Consider the following 15,693-nt stretch of genomic DNA (forward strand, 5'->3'; position numbering starts at 1 on the left):
TCGGCATCGCGGCGAGGCCTACCGGTTGCCGGCCGTCTCCGACAGCCGCTTCATCGTCGCGATGCGCGCACCGATCAGGTCGACGCGGCCGTCCTCGCCGACGAGCGGCGCCGTCGCATCGCGGAACGCCACCCACGCGCGCTGCGCGCGCACGAGCGTCGCGGCCGAATGCGCGGGCATCTTGCGGCGCAGCTTCTGGTAATAGCGGTTCAGGTCGAACAGCGCGTGTTCGCACGCGGCGTCCTGCGCGCACGGCCGCACGCGGCGGATCGCCGGATCGCGCGGCGCGTTCGCCGGCTTGGCGCCGGCCGGTGCAGCCGCACTGCCCTGCGCGCCGCTCGTCGCCGCGACCGGCACGGCGGCGGGCGGCGGTGCATAGCGGTCGGCCGCCCCGCGCAGCGCCAGCGCGCGATCGCGCACCGGCTGCAGTTGCAGGTCGGCGCTCGACATCGCATACGCGGTGCCGCGCGTCGTGTCGTACACGGCCTTCAGCAGTTGCACTTCGTCCTTGCGCCACGTGAGCCAGCGACGCTGACTCTCCTGCCAGCCGCGCTTCGCGTCGGCCGGCGCATCCTTCGACAGGCGCTGGTACGCGCCGTCCATCACTGCCTGCCACTGCTGCTGCGCTTCGCCCATGCACTGGATCTGGCCGGCCGGCGACGACCGGTCGCGCCGCGCGAGGCACTGCCGCATCGCGACGTCGATCGGGTCGGCCGCCGCGACTTCCGCATGCACGACACCCGCGCCTGCGAGCCCCATCAATCCTGCCGCCCAGACGACGAGCGCGGCCAGCGCCGCGCGCATCGTCCGGAGTCGTCCGTGCGTCGCCATCAGTCGCGCACGCAGTCGACGAAGTACTCGACGCGGCCGTTCACCTCTTCCGCGACGAGGCCGTGGATGTCGGTGTGGAAGCCCGGGAAACGCTCGTTGAAGTCGCGCGCGAACCGCAGGTAGTTCACGATCGTCTTGTTGAAGCGCTCGCCCGGGATCAGCAGCGGAATGCCCGGCGGGTACGGCGTGAGCAGGATGCTCGTCACGCGGCCTTCGAGCTCGTCGAGCGGCACGCGATCGATCTTGCGGTGCGCGAGCTTCGCGAACGCGTCCGACGGTTTCATCGCCGGCTCCATGTCCGACAGGTACATCTCGGTCGTCAGGCGGGCGATGTCGTTCGCGCGGTACACGTCGTGGATCTGCGTGCACAGGTCGCGCAGGCCGACGCGCTCGTAGCGCGGATGCTGCGCGACGAATTCCGGCAGCACGCGCCACAGCGGCTGGTTGTTGTCGTAGTCGTCCTTGAACTGCTGCAGCTCGGTCACCATCGAGTTCCAGCGGCCCTTCGTGATGCCGATCGTGAACATGATGAAGAACGAGTACAGGCCGGTCTTCTCGACGATGATCCCGTGCTCGGCCAGGTACTTCGTGACGATCGCGGCCGGAATGCCGGTCTCGCCGAACTCGCCGTCGACGTCGAGCCCCGGCGTGATGATCGTCGCCTTGATCGGGTCGAGCATGTTGAAGCCTTCGGCGAGCGGGCCGAAGCCGTGCCAGTGGTCGTTCGGCTTCAGCATCCAGTCTTCGCGCGAACCAATGCCTTCCTCGGACAGGTTGTCCGGCCCCCACACGCTGAAGAACCAGTCGTCGCCGTATTCGGCGTCGACCTTGCGCATCGCGCGGCGGAAGTCGATCGCCTCGGCGATCGATTCCTCGACGAGCGCGGTGCCGCCCGGCGGCTCCATCATCGCGGCCGCGACGTCGCACGACGCGATGATCGCGTACTGCGGGCTCGTCGACGTGTGCATCAGGTACGCCTCGTTGAAGCGATGCTTGTCGAACGTGCGGTTCTCCGAATCCTGCACGACGATCTGCGAGGCCTGCGAGATGCCGGCGAGCAGCTTGTGCGTCGAGTGCGTCGCGAACACGAGCGCGCCCGTGCGCGGACGGCCGTCGCCGATCGCGTGCATGTCGCGGTAGAAATCGTGGAACGTCGCGTGCGGCAGCCACGCTTCGTCGAAGTGCAGCGTGTCGAGCAGGTCGCCGAGCAGGTCCTTGATCATCTCGACGTTGTAGACGACGCCGTCGTACGTGCTCTGCGTGATCGTCAGGATCCGCGGCTTCATGTCCGGGTTCTGGCGCATCGCCTCGCGCGCGAACGGGTTCGCCTCGATCTTCTTGCGGATGTTCTCCGGCTTGAATTCGTCGCGCGGGATCGGCCCGATGATGCCGAAATGATTGCGCGTCGGCGTGAGGAACACCGGGATCGCGCCCGTCATCGTGATCGCGTGCAGGATCGACTTGTGGCAGTTGCGGTCGACCAGCACGATGTCGCCGGGCGCGACCGTCGCGTGCCAGACGATCTTGTTCGACGTCGACGTGCCGTTGGTCACGAAGAACAGGTGGTCGGCACTGAAGATGCGCGCCGCATTGCGCTCGGACGCCGCGACGGGGCCCGTGTGATCGAGCAACTGGCCGAGTTCGTCCACCGCGTTGCAGACGTCCGCGCGCAGCATGTTCTCGCCGAAGAACTGATGGAACATCTGGCCGAGCGGATTCTTCAGGAACGCGACGCCGCCCGAGTGACCGGGGCAGTGCCACGAGTACGAGCCTTCGTCCGCATACTTGACGAGCTCCTTGAAGAACGGCGGCGCGAGCGAATCGAGATAGACCTTCGCTTCGCGGATGATGTGGCGCGCGACGAACTCCGGCGTGTCCTCGAACATGTGGATGAAGCCGTGCAGTTCGCGCAGGATGTCGTTCGGCAGATGCCGCGACGTGCGCGTCTCGCCGTACAGGAAGATCGGGATGTCCGCGTTGCGGCGGCGCACTTCGGCGACGAACGCGCGCAGCTCGATGATCGCGGTCGCGAGCTCGGGCAGCTCGCCGTCCGCGCCGGTTTCGCCGAGCATGAGTTCGTCGTCGTCGATCGACAGGATGAAGCACGACGCGCGGCTCGATTGCTGCGCGAACGACGTCAGATCGCCATAGCTCGTGAGGCCGAGGACTTCGACGCCCTCCTTCTCGATCGCTTCGGCCAACGCCCGGATGCCGGAGCCCGAGATGTTCTCGGAGCGGAAATCTTCGTCGATGATGACGACGGGGAAACGAAACTTCATGGGCGATTCTCCAAAAAGAACGACCGCGGCGCGTCACGCGCAGCGGTCACCCGGAAACTGGTGAGACGTTATGCAACCAGATCAGGTTTTCGGCAGCGTGACACCGCGCTGACCCTGATACTTGCCGCCGCGATCGGCGTACGACACGTCGCACACCTCGTCGCTCTCGAAGAACAAGACCTGCGCGACGCCTTCGTTCGCGTAGATCTTCGCGGGCAGCGGCGTGGTATTCGAGAATTCCAGCGTGACGTAGCCTTCCCACTCGGGTTCGAACGGCGTCACGTTGACGATGATCCCGCAGCGCGCGTAGGTCGACTTGCCGAGGCAGACCGTCAGCACGGTGCGCGGGATGCGGAAATATTCGACGGTGCGGGCCAGCGCGAACGAATTCGGCGGGATGATGCACACGTCGCCCTTGAAATCGACAAACGAGCCCTCGTCGAAGTTCTTCGGATCGACGATCGTCGAGTTGATGTTCGTGAAGATCTTGAATTCGTCCGCGCAGCGGATATCGTAGCCGTAGCTCGACGTGCCGTAGCTGACGATCCGGCGGCCGTCCTCGGACGCGCGGACCTGATCGGGCACGAACGGCTCGATCATCTTGTGCTCTTCGGCCATGCGCCGAATCCATTTGTCGGACTTGATGCTCATGCCAGCCTCCGCAGGGCCGTCCCGGAGGGGCTGACCGTCCCCTCGTGGGACAGCGAACGAAGTGAGCGTTGGGGTCGTTTCATATCGGGGCGCCAGGAAACGCTGCGTGACAGTCGGGAAGGGCCGCTCGCGCCAGGCGGCGGCCGGGAAAGGCGCACATTTTACGCGATCATCGGCTCACGCACGCGGCGGCCGTCAACGGATCACGCCGCAAGCCAGCGCGGGCCCCGCGCCATGCTGCGGAAACGCCGGGTCGCTCGAGTCGCGGTGCACCAGCGCCGCGCGGTTCATCGCCGAGCGCACACCGTCGAGGGCCAGATCGGGCGCGACGATGAAGCCGGCCGCGACGCCGTTCGCATCCGCATGGATGTTGCCGAGATCGCCGGCGACGCGCGCGCCCGCGCGCAGCCGGTCGGCGGCCGGCGCGAACACCTGGCCGGCGCTCGAGCCGTCGCCCGCGTTGCAGTCGCCGCGTTCGTGCACCTGCAGCGCGTGATCGCTGTTCGGCGGCAGGCCGACCAGGTTGTAGGTGACCTGCACGCCGTCCGGGCGCTCGACGAACGTCACCGCGCCGCGCGCCTGCGAGCCGACCGTCGGCTGCAGTTGCGCGTCGGCCCGTTTTTCGTGCGACGAGGAAAAGGAGGTACAGCCGGCCAGCAGGCCCAGCGCGGCGGCGGCCAGCAGCGCGCGCCGCGCGCGGCCGGCGCGCACGCCGTGATGTCGTTGTTTCATTCGATCCTCATACCGGCTGGCGGCCGTTCGAGACGACGGCCGCGCCGGGTGGGTAAAGGGACCCGGGAAAAGTCGCCATGATACCGCGCCTCGCGGCGCCGTAAACAGCGTGAGGCCCCGCCCCGCAAGGGTTTTACGTATTTTGAACAACGATCGACGGGAACTTCGACGTCATGTCGCGCGATCGCTCGGCAATCGCCAGCGCGACGCCGCGCGCGATATCGCGGTAGCGCCGCGCGAGCGCGCCGTCCGGCTCGGCCGCCACCGTCGGCGCGCCGCTGTCGGCGCGCTCGCGAATCGCGATGTCGAGCGGCAGGCTGCCCAGCACGTTCACGCCGTAATCCTTCGCCATCCGCTCCGCGCCGCCCGCGCCGAAGATGTGCTCCTCGTGGCCGCAGTTCGAGCAGATGTGGATGCTCATGTTCTCGACGATGCCGAGGATCGGGATGCCGACCTTCTCGAACATCTTCAGCCCCTTCTTCGCGTCGAGCAGCGCGATGTCCTGCGGCGTCGTGACGATCACCGCGCCGGTGACGGGCACGCGCTGCGCGAGCGTGAGCTGGATGTCGCCCGTACCGGGCGGCATGTCGACGATCAGATAGTCGAGCTCGCGCCAGTTGGTCTGGCGCAGCAGTTGCTCGAGCGCGGACGTCGCCATCGGGCCGCGCCACACCATCGGGTTGTCTTCCTCGATCAGGAAGCCGATCGAGTTCGCCTGCAGCCCGTGGCCGACGAGCGGGTTCATCGACTGGTTGTCCGGCGACTCGGGGCGCTGGCCGTGGATGCCGAGCATCGTCGGCAGCGACGGGCCGTAGATGTCGGCGTCGAGGATGCCGACCGACGCGCCTTCCGCGGCGAGCGCGAGCGCGAGGTTCACGGCCGTCGTGCTCTTGCCGACGCCGCCCTTGCCCGACGCGACCGCGACGATGTTCTTCACATTCGGCAACAGCTTCACGCCGCGCTGCACCGTATGCGCGACGATTTCCTGCGACACGGCGACGCGCGCGTCGCGCACGCCCGGCACGGCCTGCAGCGCCGCGGCGACGCGCGCGCGCACGTCGTCGTGCTGGCTGCGCGCCGGATAACCGAGCACCACGTCGAGCGCCACGACATCGCCGTCGATCGCGACGTTGCGCACGCCCTTGTTCGCCGTATACGGCCGGCCGGTATTGGGGTCGACGACTGCCGCCAGTGCGGCGTCGACTTGTACCCGGTCAATGCTCATCGAAACTCCGTGAAAACGTTTTTCTCGCACGCAAACGTCAAAAAATATCAAATTACGCTGCGAAAATCGGGAAAAGTGAAAGAATCTGTTGCACGCCATTGCGCGAACGCGCGACCCGGCGCACTCTTCGCGTGCGGCACGCTATAGGGCCAAATCGGCCGCTTACCGCCTATATTGTAGAGGCTGACGCGTCGCGCTGTCCGAACAGCCACGCTGACGGACAGGGCATGCGATCGCCTCGGCGGCTGCCGCGAGCGCAGGCCGGCCTTCCTTTTTCGGCCGGCCCGCGCAGGGAGCCGTAGCTGTTGTTTGTCGTCGTTGTCGACTCGTTCAACCAAGAGAGGAATCCAACATGAACATGAAAATCGCGACTCGCCTGTCCGTCTTCGCACTCGCCGGCGCGCTGCTGGCAGGCTGCGCCACGCAGCAGGGCAACAATACGGCCGTCGGCACCGGCACGGGCGCGGCGCTGGGCGCAGGGATCGGCGCACTGGCCGGCGGCGGCAAGGGCGCGGCGATCGGCGCGGGCGTCGGCGCACTGGTCGGCGGCGTGACGGGTTACAACTGGCAAGCGATCAAGAACAAGCTCGCACCGTCGGCAGCGCAGACGGGTACGCAGGTCACCGAACAGCCGGACGGCTCGCTGAAGCTGAACGTGCCGAGCTCGGTCACGTTCGCGACGAACCAGTACGCGATCACGCCGGCGTTCACGCCGCTGCTGAACGACCTGGCGACGACGCTGAACCAGAACCCGCAAGTGACGGCGTCGATCGTCGGCTACACGGACAGCACGGGCTCGGCGCAGCTGAACCAGACGCTGTCGCAGAACCGCGCGCAAAGCGTCGTGAACGCGCTCGTGCAGCGCGGCGTGAACGGCGGCCGTCTGTCGGCGCAAGGCATGGGCGCATCGAACCCGATCGCGGACAACGCGACCGAAGCCGGCCGCGCACAAAACCGCCGCGTCGAGATCTACCTGCGCGCGCCGCAACAGCATCAGTAAGCGCGACCACGAGAGGAAACGTGCGGGCGCCCTGCCCGCACAGCCCCGCCTCACAAGGCTTTCGGCGGGGCCGGTAACAAATCGAAAAATTTTTCGAACTTCTGTCGCAGGCCGTGGTCAGTATTTACGGTACGCGGCTGGTGTTGCCGGCGCGTCACCATTCTCCTCTTGTCGTTGTTGCTCCGGGGCCGTATCCGCCCCGGTTTTTTTTGTTCGCGAAATTCGTGCTGCAACGCAGCATGGCGCTGTCAGGCGCGCCACCTGCGCGGCCTCGCCCCTTCTGCCGCCCCGGTCCGCGGCGCGTGCCCGCCGCGCTGGCCCTTGCCCCCTGCTAGAATCGCGGTTTCCCGTCGTTTTTCCCGCTGTTCTTCTCCAGACCCTATGTCCGCATCCGACCTCACTTCCGTGCAGGCTGCGGCGCCGCAAGGTGGCCGCCAGATCCTCGTTACGTCCGCACTGCCCTACGCCAACGGGCAGATCCACATCGGCCACCTGGTCGAGTACATCCAGACCGACATCTGGGTGCGGGCGCTGCGAATGCATGGCCACGAGGTCTACTACATCGGCGCCGACGATACGCACGGCACGCCGATCATGCTGCGCGCGGAGCAGGAAGGCCTGACCCCGAAGCAGCTGATCGACCGCGTGTGGACCGAGCACAAGCGCGACTTCGACAGCTTCGGCGTGTCGTTCGACAACTTCTACTCGACCGATTCGGACGAGAACCGCGTGCTGAGCGAGAAGATCTATCTCGCGCTGCAGGAAGCCGGCCTGATCGCCGAACGCGAAATCGAGCAAGCGTACGATCCGGTCAAGGAAATGTTCCTGCCGGACCGCTTCATCAAGGGCGAGTGCCCGAAGTGCCACGCGAAGGACCAGTACGGCGACAGCTGCGAAGTGTGCGGCTCGACGTACCTGCCGACCGATCTGCTGAACCCGTATTCGGTCGTGTCGGGCGCGACGCCGGTGCGCAAGACCTCGAAGCACTACTTCTTCCGCCTGTCCGACCCGCGCTGCGAATCGTTCCTGCGCGAATGGGTGAGCGGCCTCGCGCAGCCCGAAGCGACCAACAAGATGCGCGAATGGCTCGGCGACGCCGGCGAAGCCAAGCTCGCCGACTGGGACATCTCGCGCGACGCGCCGTACTTCGGCTTCGAGATCCCCGGCGCGCCCGGCAAGTATTTCTACGTGTGGCTCGACGCGCCGGTCGGCTACTACGCGAGCTTCAAGAACCTGTGCGACCGCAACGGCATCGATTTCGACGCGTGGATCCGCCCGGGCTCGAAGGCCGAGCAATATCACTTCATCGGCAAGGACATCCTGTACTTCCACACGCTGTTCTGGCCGGCGATGCTCGAGTTCTCGGGCCACCGCACGCCGACCAACGTGTTCGCGCACGGCTTCCTGACGGTCGACGGCGCGAAGATGTCGAAATCGCGCGGCACGTTCATCACCGCGCGGAGCTACATCGACACGGGCCTGAACCCCGAGTGGCTGCGCTACTACTTCGCCGCGAAGCTGAACGCGACGATGGAAGACATCGACCTGAACCTCGACGACTTCCAGGCGCGCGTGAACAGCGATCTCGTCGGCAAGTACGTGAACATCGCGAGTCGCGCGGCCGGCTTCCTGATCAAGCGTTTCGACGGCCGCGTGCAGGACAGCGCGATGAATCATCCGCTCGTCGCGAAGCTGCGCGATGCGATCGCGCAGATCGCCGCGAACTACGAAGCACGCGAATACGGCCGCGCGCTGCGCCACACGATGGAGCTCGCGGACGAAGTGAACGCGTACGTCGACGGCGCGAAGCCGTGGGATCTCGCGAAGGATCCGGCCAACGCGGTCGCGCTGCACGAAACCTGCAGCGTGAGCCTCGAAGCCTTCCGCCTGCTGTCGCTCGCGCTGAAGCCGGTGATCCCGCGCGTCGCCGAAGCGGTCGAGGCGTTCTTCGGGATTGCGCCGCTCGTGTGGGCCGATGCCGCGAAGCCGCTGTCGTCGGCGCAGCCGATCAAGGCGTACCAGCACCTGATGACGCGCGTCGATGCGAAGCAGATCGAAGCGCTGCTGGCCGCGAACCGCGATTCGCTGCAGGCCGAAGCAACGGGTGCAGCCGCCGCGAGCGCGAACGCCGCGAAGCATGCGAAGCGCGATGCCAACGCGAACGCGAAGCCGGCCGCCGCGAACGGCGCCGACGACGCGCCGATCTCGATCGACGATTTCGCGAAGATCGACCTGCGCATCGCGAAGATCGTCGCGTGCCAGGCCGTCGAAGGCTCGGACAAGCTGCTGCAGCTCACGCTCGACGTCGGCGAGGAAAAGACCCGCAACGTGTTTTCGGGCATCAAGTCCGCGTATCAGCCGGAGCAGCTCGTCGGCAAGCTGACGGTGATGGTCGCGAACCTCGCGCCGCGCAAGATGAAGTTCGGCCTGTCCGAAGGGATGGTGCTCGCCGCGTCGGCCGCCGACGAAAAGGCGGAACCGGGTCTCTACATCCTCGAGCCGCACAGCGGCGCGAAGCCCGGCATGCGCGTGAAGTAAGCCGAACGCGCTGCTGCCGGCGCCAAAAAGCCCCGCACGATTCGACATCGTGCGGGGCTTTTTCATTGCCGCCCGCTACGCCGCGCCCGCGCTCAGCGCTGCCCGAACCAGCGGTCGAAACGCCGCGTGTAGTTCAAGTCGACGCCCTGGAACGTGCCGCCGTACGCGGACACCGACCAGAAGCGCGTCAGGTTGATCGTCGCCTTGAACGCGTTGCTCGCCGATTGCAGCCCCTGCTCGAAGCCGAGCACGAACCGCTCGTTGATCGCCTTCGACACCAGCACGACCTGCGGATCGGTCAGGCCGACTTCGCTGCGGCCGACCGAGACCTCGTCGAGACCGAAGGTCTGCGCGACCCGCTTGCCGGTCACGCTGCCGAGCAGCCCGAGCGCCGCCGTCATCGCCCCCTGCTGGCCGACGTTGTTGCCCTGATCGGTGCCGTGCCCGAACAGCAGCCACGACAGCTTTTCGTTGTCCGTGACGTTCGGCTCCGACACCAGCTTGGCCGTCGGCGACTGGATCGTGCCCGTCACCTGCACGCCAGCCTCGACCTCCTGGTTGCGCCGCATCGCGAGAATGTTGACGCCCGGGTTCGACACGGGGCCGTTGAACGTGAAGAAGCCGTTCTCGACCGCGAGCTTGCGGCCGAACGTCGTGTACGTCGAGCCTTCGGTCACGCGCACGTTGCCGACCGCTCGCAGCGGCACGCCCGGCGCGCTCATCACGGTGATCGTGCCGCGCAGCCCGAGATCGGCGCCGTGCCCCTTGAAGCGGAAGTTGTTGCCGAGGCCGACGTCGATGTTCGCGCGCGGCGCCAGCGACGGCGCCGGCTTGTTTTCGACCGGCTTCGGCTTCGCGGCCGCGGTGCCGGTCGGCGTCTCGCCGCGCACCGTGCCGTCCGGCTGCACGATCACGACGTCGTCGGACAGGTGCGGCGCCGATTGCTCCGGCAGGTCGAACAGCGCGCGATCGACCACGAACTTGCCGTCGATCGACAACGCGCCGCGCGGCCCGTCGTTCGCGACGGTGGCCTTGCCCGACAGCGACAGCTTGCGGTCCGGCGCCGCGAACAGTTCGAGCTTGTCCGCGACGATGCTGGCGGTCAGGTCGGGCGCCTCGCCGTCGAGGCGCACGCGGCCGAGCGCGCGCAGTGTGCCGTCGCCGCCGTGAAATTCGACCTGCTGGAATTCGACGAGGTTGTCCGACAGCTTCACGCGCACGATGCCGTCCTTCAGCTGCACGCCCTGGTCGATGAGCGTCGCGGACAGGTCGTCGCCCGTCAGCGTCCCCGACAGGTTCGGTTTCACCGGCGTGCCGGAGACCGTCAGCTTCAGCGCCGCGCGTCCGCCGAGCAGGTAGCTCGGCCCGAACAGGTTGCCGGTGGTCTTCAGCGCCGGGATGTCGGCATCGATGCGGCCCGACAGCGGACCGTCGTCGACGACCCCGAACACGCCGTCGCGCAGCGCGAACGGCACCGCGACGTTCGCATCGAGCGTGCCGATCCGGCTCGCCTTCGCGAGCGCCGTCACGTTGAGGCGGTTGCCGGGCGCGAAGCTCGCGCGTGCGGACAGATCGGTCAGGCCGAGCGACGCGATGCCGCGCCCGGTCTCGATCGTCACGTCGCCGCCGCGGCGCTTCACCTGCACGTAACCCGTCGCGTTCGCGCCGAGCGAGAAATCCCAGTCAGCATCGAGCACGACGTCGGTGCGCACAGGCGGCCGCTGCCCCGTCAGTTCCTGGCGGACCTCGAGGAAACGCGCGACCGACGCGCCGCTCACCGAACCGGCCGAACGCATCTGGCCGCGATCGAACACGAACGACTTCAGGTCGATCGCCGCGCCTTCGAGCGTGAGCCGCGTCGCGCCGAGCGTCACGCGGCCGGCGCCGGCCGATATCGTCAGCGGCGCCTGCAGCGCGAGCGCCGGCGTGCCGCGATTCGCGAGACGCGTGACGGTGCCGTCCCAGCGCATGCCGTCGCGGTTCTCGACCACGCCGCCGTTCGCCGCGAGCGTCAGGTCGATCACGCGGCCGCCGGCCGCTCCGAGCGCCGACGCGTCCAACGTGTGCTTCGCGCGCGTGCCGTCGAGGTTCGCGCGCAACGACTTCAGCTTGAACGAGCCGAGCGCGATGTCGGCCGCGTCCGCCGTGAACACGAGTGCGCCGTGCGCGCCGTCGCGGATGTCCGCGCGGCCCTGTGCGGTGCCGATCCGGTTCGACCCGACGACGACGTGCTCGGCCTTGTAGGTGGCCGTCACGTTCGGATGCGCGAAGCTGCCGGTCAGGTCGCCCTGCGCCTGCACGAGCCCTTCGACGCCGAAGCCGAGCCGGTCGAGCTGCGGCGCGTCGACGACGAAGCGCAGCCGGTCGCCGGGCGCGCCGAAGCTGCCGCGCAGGTCGACGTGGTTGCCGGCGATCGACAGGGTCGCGTTGCTCGGCAGGATCCGCGAGCCGGCGAGCTGCACGACGCCGGCGCCGGTCAGCGGCACGCCGTCGTACAGGCTGTCGGCGAGCTTGAAGGTCGCCTTCGTCGAGACCTGCGGCGCGAATGCGCCCGACGCGGTCAGCGTGCCCGACACGCGCGTCTCGCCGCGCTTGGCCGGCGCCCTGGCGGCCTTCGCCGGCGCCTTGCCGCCGCTCGCCTTCGGTGCGCTCGTCGCGGCGAGCAGCAGCGGATCGAACGCGGTGAGCGTCGCCTTCGCGTCGTAGCTCGAATGCGCGTCGTGGCGGAATACGCCGGTCAGGTCGATGCGCCCCTTGGCCGCCGTCACGCGCGTGTCGGTCAGCACGGTCTGCTTCTGCGTCAGCGCGACCTTGGCGCGCGCGCCGAGCGCGAGCTTCGGGTCGTTCAGGTCGAAATCGACGGTCGTCGCGTCGCCCGCGAGCGTGACGCCGAGCGGGCCGCCAAGGCGCATCGGCCGCAGCTCGGCGACGAACGCGTTCAGGTCGAGGTTCGCGACCTTCAGGTCGAAGCGGCCCTTGCCGCCCGCGAGCGTGCCGCCGCCCGTCACGCTGCCGTCGCGGATCAGCTTCAGCGCGAGGCCGTCGATCCGTTGCGCGTGCGCGTCGAGATGCACGTTCGCATGCGCGTCGATCAGCGGCAGCAGATGGTCGCCGAGCGTGCCCGGCTTCGCATTGACGATCGACACCGGGCCCGTCACCGCGAACCCCTTCGCCGGCGCCGAACCTGCCCGCGCGGTCACCGGCGCGAGTTCCGCGCGCACCGCGAGATCGGCCGCCGGCGCGCCGGGCGAAAGCGCTTGCGGGTTCACGTGATCGAACGCGAGCGTCGCGCGCGTGAGCGGCACGGCGCCGAACGGCGCGGCCTCGACGTGCGCGCGCCCGTTCAGCTTCATCCCGCTCGCATCGACCTCGGCGACGAGCGCCTCGAGCGAGCCCGACACGCGGGCCCGCGCGTCGACCGCTTCGTCGGACAGCTTGCCTGCATAGGTAGCTTCGCCCGTCAGCGCGAACGGCTTCACGCCGTCGAGCTTCGCACGCGCGGTCAGCGCGCCGTACGGCGTGTCGACGCCGTCGAGCACGAGTTCATGGTGACGGCCGTCGCTGCGGCCGTTCAGCGCGAGATGGTCGAGCTGCGTCGTCGAACCGCCCTCGTGAATGGCGAGGCGGTCGACGCGCAGGTCGTCGATCCGCACCTGCAGCGGCAGGCTCAGGTCCTGCGGCATCGTACTCGGCGTCGACGGCCCCGGCGCGATCCGCACGTCGATCGTGCCGGCGCGCAGGTACGCGACGGACAGCCGCCACGGCGCGCGCGTCAGCGCCCAGCGGCCGTCGAGGCGATCGATGCGCACCTCGGTGCCGGTGCCGTCGGGGCTGGTCCACGCGAACCCGCGCAGGCGCACGCCGGTCGCGAGCGCGCCCCCTTCGAGCGTGCCCGCGAGCCGCGTGCCGAGCACCTTGCCGGCCGCCTGCCACGCGAGCCGCGTCCCGCGCTCGGTCGTCACCGCGCCCAGCACGAGCGCCGCCGCCAGCACGACGAGCAGCACGACCGTCGCGAGCGTCCACGCGACGACACGCCACGCGCGGCCGCGGCGCGGCGCGCGCGGCGGCGTGTCGGGCGCGCCGTCGGGCGAATCCGGATCGTGAGGCGGCGGCGTGTCGTTCGGGTCCTTCGTCATGCGGTTCGTCGTGCGGGTCGTCGTCAATAGGGCGACAGGTTCAGAAAGCGATGCCGAGCGTCAGGTACGGGCGCACGCTGTGATTGCGCAACCCGTACGCGACGTCGACGTTGATCGGGCCGACCGGGCTGCGCCAGCGCGCCCCGACGCCCACGCCCGGGTAAAACACGCGCTCGCCCCACGCATCGGTCGCGGTGCCGATGTCGAAGAACGTCGCGGCGCCCCAGTCGCGGTTGAACCAGTGCTGGTATTCGGCCGTGCCCGTCACCAGATACTTGGTCGGCAGAACGGAGCCGTCGACGCTGTTGCCGATGCTCTGGTAGCCGTAGCCGCGCACCGAATTCGAGCCGCCGGCGCGGAACAGCAGCGACGCCGGCACGCCGGTCGAGCTGCCGCTCGTAAACACGCCGCCGAGCTCCGCGCGGAACACGAACAGGTCGCGCTTGCCGATCGGCAGGTACTGCTGCCCGCGCGCGTAGCCGCGGATGAAGGTTTCGTCGGCCAGCACGTGCTTGACCGCAAAGCCCGCCTCCGCGTGAATCAGGTTGCCCGAACGCGGAAACAGCGGATCGTCGACGTTGCGGCGGGTCCACGCCCATTGCGGCACGAGCGCGCGGCTCGTGGTCGGCCCCGCGCCGTTCTGGTCGAGCCGGTCCTGGTAATACATCAGCGAATACGAATAGTCGATGAACTGGCCGGTGCGCGTGCGCTGCACGCCGACCCGCGCGCTGTAGATACGCGTGTCGGACACGTTGGTGTTCGTGTACGACGCGAGCACGCTGTTGGTCCAGCCCTTCTCGCCCGGCGGCATCGACAGCTGGACCTGCCCGTACTGCTGGATCTGGTCGAGCCGACCCGACACGGTCAGCGGCCACGCGGCGCCGAAGGTGTCGAGATACGTATAGGAGCCTTGCACGTGCGGCCCGGTATCGGTGGCGAAGCCGACGCCGCCGCGGATGTTGTTGTACGGGAACTCGCTGACCTTCACGTGCACGGGCGTGCGCTCGGGCTTCGACGTATCGTCGCCGACGTCGATCGCGACGCTCGCGTAGTACGGCGTGTTCTGCAACTGCCGCTGCAATTCGTTGATCCGCCGCACGTCGTAGATCTCGCCTTCCGACAGCGGATTGACGTTCGTGACGATCTTTTCCGGATAACGGCGCACGCCGTCGACATCGACCTTGCCGATCGTAAACGTCGGGCCGCTGTCGAACGTGACCGCGAGCGTCGCGCGCTGCGTGCGCGGATCGATGCGCGCCTCGGACGACGCGATCTTCGCGCCGAGATAGCGGCGCGCCTGCAACTGCCGGAGCGCCGCCCCCTTCGCATCGTCCCAGTCGGACTGCGTGAACGGGTCGCCCGGCTTCATCGAGAACGCGAAACGGGTGGCCGTCTCCTGCGCCGGATCTTCGGTTTCGACGGGCCCCTTGAACGCCAGGTCGACCGTCGACACGACGGTCTGCTTGCCCGGATCGACCGCGATGCGCACGTCGCGCTTGCCGTCGCGGGTGCGCACGTCGGTACGCACGACCGGCGAGAAATAGCCGGCCGTCGCGGCCAGGTCGCGCACCTGCTGCGGCGTGGCGGTCACGAGGAAGTCGAACTGGTCGTCGCTGATGTCGTCGCGCTTGGCGAAGCGGGCGATATCGAGATGGGTCTTGAGGAGCTTGCGGATCGAGCGCGGCGCGTCGATGTCGACGTCGTACTTCGCGTGGGCCGGCAGCGCGAAGCACGCGGCCAGGCAACCCGCGAGGGCCGCCCGCGCGACGCGGGCCGCGGCGCCGGCGCGATCGCGTGCCGCGCGCGGGCCCGCGTCATGTGCCGTGTGTGCTTGCTGGTTCGACTGCCCCGCCAAATATGACCTCGCCGTCCTGGATCGTTACGGTTTCGTGGAAAACCCTGTATTTGACCACAGGGCGCGGGCGTCGCAGCCAAACGATTGTGAAAGAGTGCCAGCGCCCGACAGGGCCGCCGCCCAATGGCCGTCGGCCCGCCGGCACCGCCCACGGTTTCGACGCGCGATTGGCGCCGGCTGTTCCCCGCGATGCGGTAAAATCCCGCCATCGCGAATCCGGCGCATCGTGCGCCGCCCGAAACGGAAGATCCAGCCATGCCGTACCAGTCCGACGTCACGCAGTTCCTGAACCAGCTCAAGCAGCAGAAGCCGACGCTCGAGGAAGAGCAACGCAAGGGCCGTTCCCTGTTGTGGGACAAGCAGCCGATCGATCTCGACGAGCGCGCCGAGCAGCAGGAATCGCGCGTGAAGCAAACGCCGTACGTCTACTACCAGAACTTCTGACG

At 68.2% G+C, this 15,693-nt stretch carries 10 protein-coding genes; 3 read left to right on the forward strand and 7 right to left on the reverse strand.

The genetic code is table 11. From position 1 onward, the window contains the following. Nucleotides 1-18: 18 nt before the first annotated feature. From WS54_RS25700 to apbC, 5 genes are all read right to left on the reverse strand, one after another. Complete coding sequence (locus tag WS54_RS25700) at nucleotides 19-831, reverse strand: lysozyme inhibitor LprI family protein (protein WP_034208119.1); 813 nt, start codon at nucleotides 829-831, stop codon at nucleotides 19-21. Further along, complete coding sequence (locus WS54_RS25705) at nucleotides 831-3,110, reverse strand: arginine/lysine/ornithine decarboxylase (protein ID WP_059782305.1); 2,280 nt, start codon at nucleotides 3,108-3,110, stop codon at nucleotides 831-833. Before WS54_RS25705 ends, WS54_RS25700 begins: the two co-directional genes overlap by 1 nt. A gap of 81 nt (nucleotides 3,111-3,191) precedes the next feature. Beyond that, complete coding sequence (gene dcd, locus WS54_RS25710) at nucleotides 3,192-3,761, reverse strand: dCTP deaminase (protein ID WP_006398615.1); 570 nt, start codon at nucleotides 3,759-3,761, stop codon at nucleotides 3,192-3,194. A gap of 195 nt (nucleotides 3,762-3,956) precedes the next feature. Continuing rightward, on the reverse strand, nucleotides 3,957-4,493 hold the full coding sequence (gene sodC / locus WS54_RS25715) for a superoxide dismutase [Cu-Zn] (RefSeq protein ID WP_034208121.1): 537 nt from the start codon (nucleotides 4,491-4,493) through the stop codon (nucleotides 3,957-3,959). Nucleotides 4,494-4,626: 133 nt separating this feature from the next. Then, nucleotides 4,627-5,718, reverse strand: coding sequence for an iron-sulfur cluster carrier protein ApbC (gene apbC, locus WS54_RS25720; RefSeq protein ID WP_059782303.1), 1,092 nt, complete (start codon nucleotides 5,716-5,718; stop codon nucleotides 4,627-4,629). Nucleotides 5,719-6,070: 352 nt separating this feature from the next. Here apbC and WS54_RS25725 point away from each other — a divergent pair, with 352 nt between their 5' ends. Further along, the gene (locus WS54_RS25725) at nucleotides 6,071-6,718 is read left to right on the forward strand and encodes an OmpA family protein (RefSeq protein WP_006485420.1); all 648 of its coding nucleotides are present in this window, start codon (nucleotides 6,071-6,073) and stop codon (nucleotides 6,716-6,718) included. 381 nt (nucleotides 6,719-7,099) lie between these two features. After that, nucleotides 7,100-9,256 carry a methionine--tRNA ligase gene (gene metG, locus WS54_RS25735; RefSeq protein WP_059782302.1) on the forward strand — a complete coding sequence of 719 codons (2,157 nt, stop codon included), beginning with the start codon at nucleotides 7,100-7,102 and terminating at the stop codon, nucleotides 9,254-9,256. A gap of 92 nt (nucleotides 9,257-9,348) precedes the next feature. Here the strand turns inward: metG and WS54_RS25740 are convergent, their stop codons facing one another. Further along, entirely contained in the window at nucleotides 9,349-13,392 is a 4,044-nt protein-coding gene (locus tag WS54_RS25740) for a translocation/assembly module TamB domain-containing protein (protein WP_059782350.1), read from the reverse strand. Between the two features lie 40 nt (nucleotides 13,393-13,432). After that, the gene (locus WS54_RS25745; protein WP_059782300.1) at nucleotides 13,433-15,247 is read right to left on the reverse strand and encodes an autotransporter assembly complex protein TamA; all 1,815 of its coding nucleotides are present in this window, start codon (nucleotides 15,245-15,247) and stop codon (nucleotides 13,433-13,435) included. Nucleotides 15,248-15,502: 255 nt separating this feature from the next. On the opposite strand from WS54_RS25745, the gene WS54_RS25750 reads away from it, so the two are divergent. After that, entirely contained in the window at nucleotides 15,503-15,691 is a 189-nt protein-coding gene (locus tag WS54_RS25750) for a DUF3460 family protein (RefSeq protein ID WP_009692996.1), read from the forward strand. Nucleotides 15,692-15,693 lie beyond the last annotated feature (2 nt).

The sequence above is a fragment of the Burkholderia sp. NRF60-BP8 genome (assembly GCF_001522585.2).
GTDB lineage: Bacteria > Pseudomonadota > Gammaproteobacteria > Burkholderiales > Burkholderiaceae > Burkholderia.

Bases quoted from the DNA above. Each gene is read 5' to 3' on its own strand.
- WS54_RS25705 (WP_059782305.1), bottom strand. From the start codon at position 3,110: ATGAAGTTTCGTTTCCCCGTCGTCATCATCGACGAAGATTTCCGCTCC.
- WS54_RS25740 (WP_059782350.1), bottom strand. From the start codon at position 13,392: ATGACGAAGGACCCGAACGACACGCCGCCGCCTCACGATCCGGATTCG.
- WS54_RS25725 (WP_006485420.1), top strand. From the start codon at position 6,071: ATGAACATGAAAATCGCGACTCGCCTGTCCGTCTTCGCACTCGCCGGC.
- sodC (WP_034208121.1), bottom strand. From the start codon at position 4,493: ATGAAACAACGACATCACGGCGTGCGCGCCGGCCGCGCGCGGCGCGCG.
- WS54_RS25700 (WP_034208119.1), bottom strand. From the start codon at position 831: ATGGCGACGCACGGACGACTCCGGACGATGCGCGCGGCGCTGGCCGCG.
- metG (WP_059782302.1), top strand. From the start codon at position 7,100: ATGTCCGCATCCGACCTCACTTCCGTGCAGGCTGCGGCGCCGCAAGGT.
- apbC (WP_059782303.1), bottom strand. From the start codon at position 5,718: ATGAGCATTGACCGGGTACAAGTCGACGCCGCACTGGCGGCAGTCGTC.
- WS54_RS25750 (WP_009692996.1), top strand. From the start codon at position 15,503: ATGCCGTACCAGTCCGACGTCACGCAGTTCCTGAACCAGCTCAAGCAG.
- dcd (WP_006398615.1), bottom strand. From the start codon at position 3,761: ATGAGCATCAAGTCCGACAAATGGATTCGGCGCATGGCCGAAGAGCAC.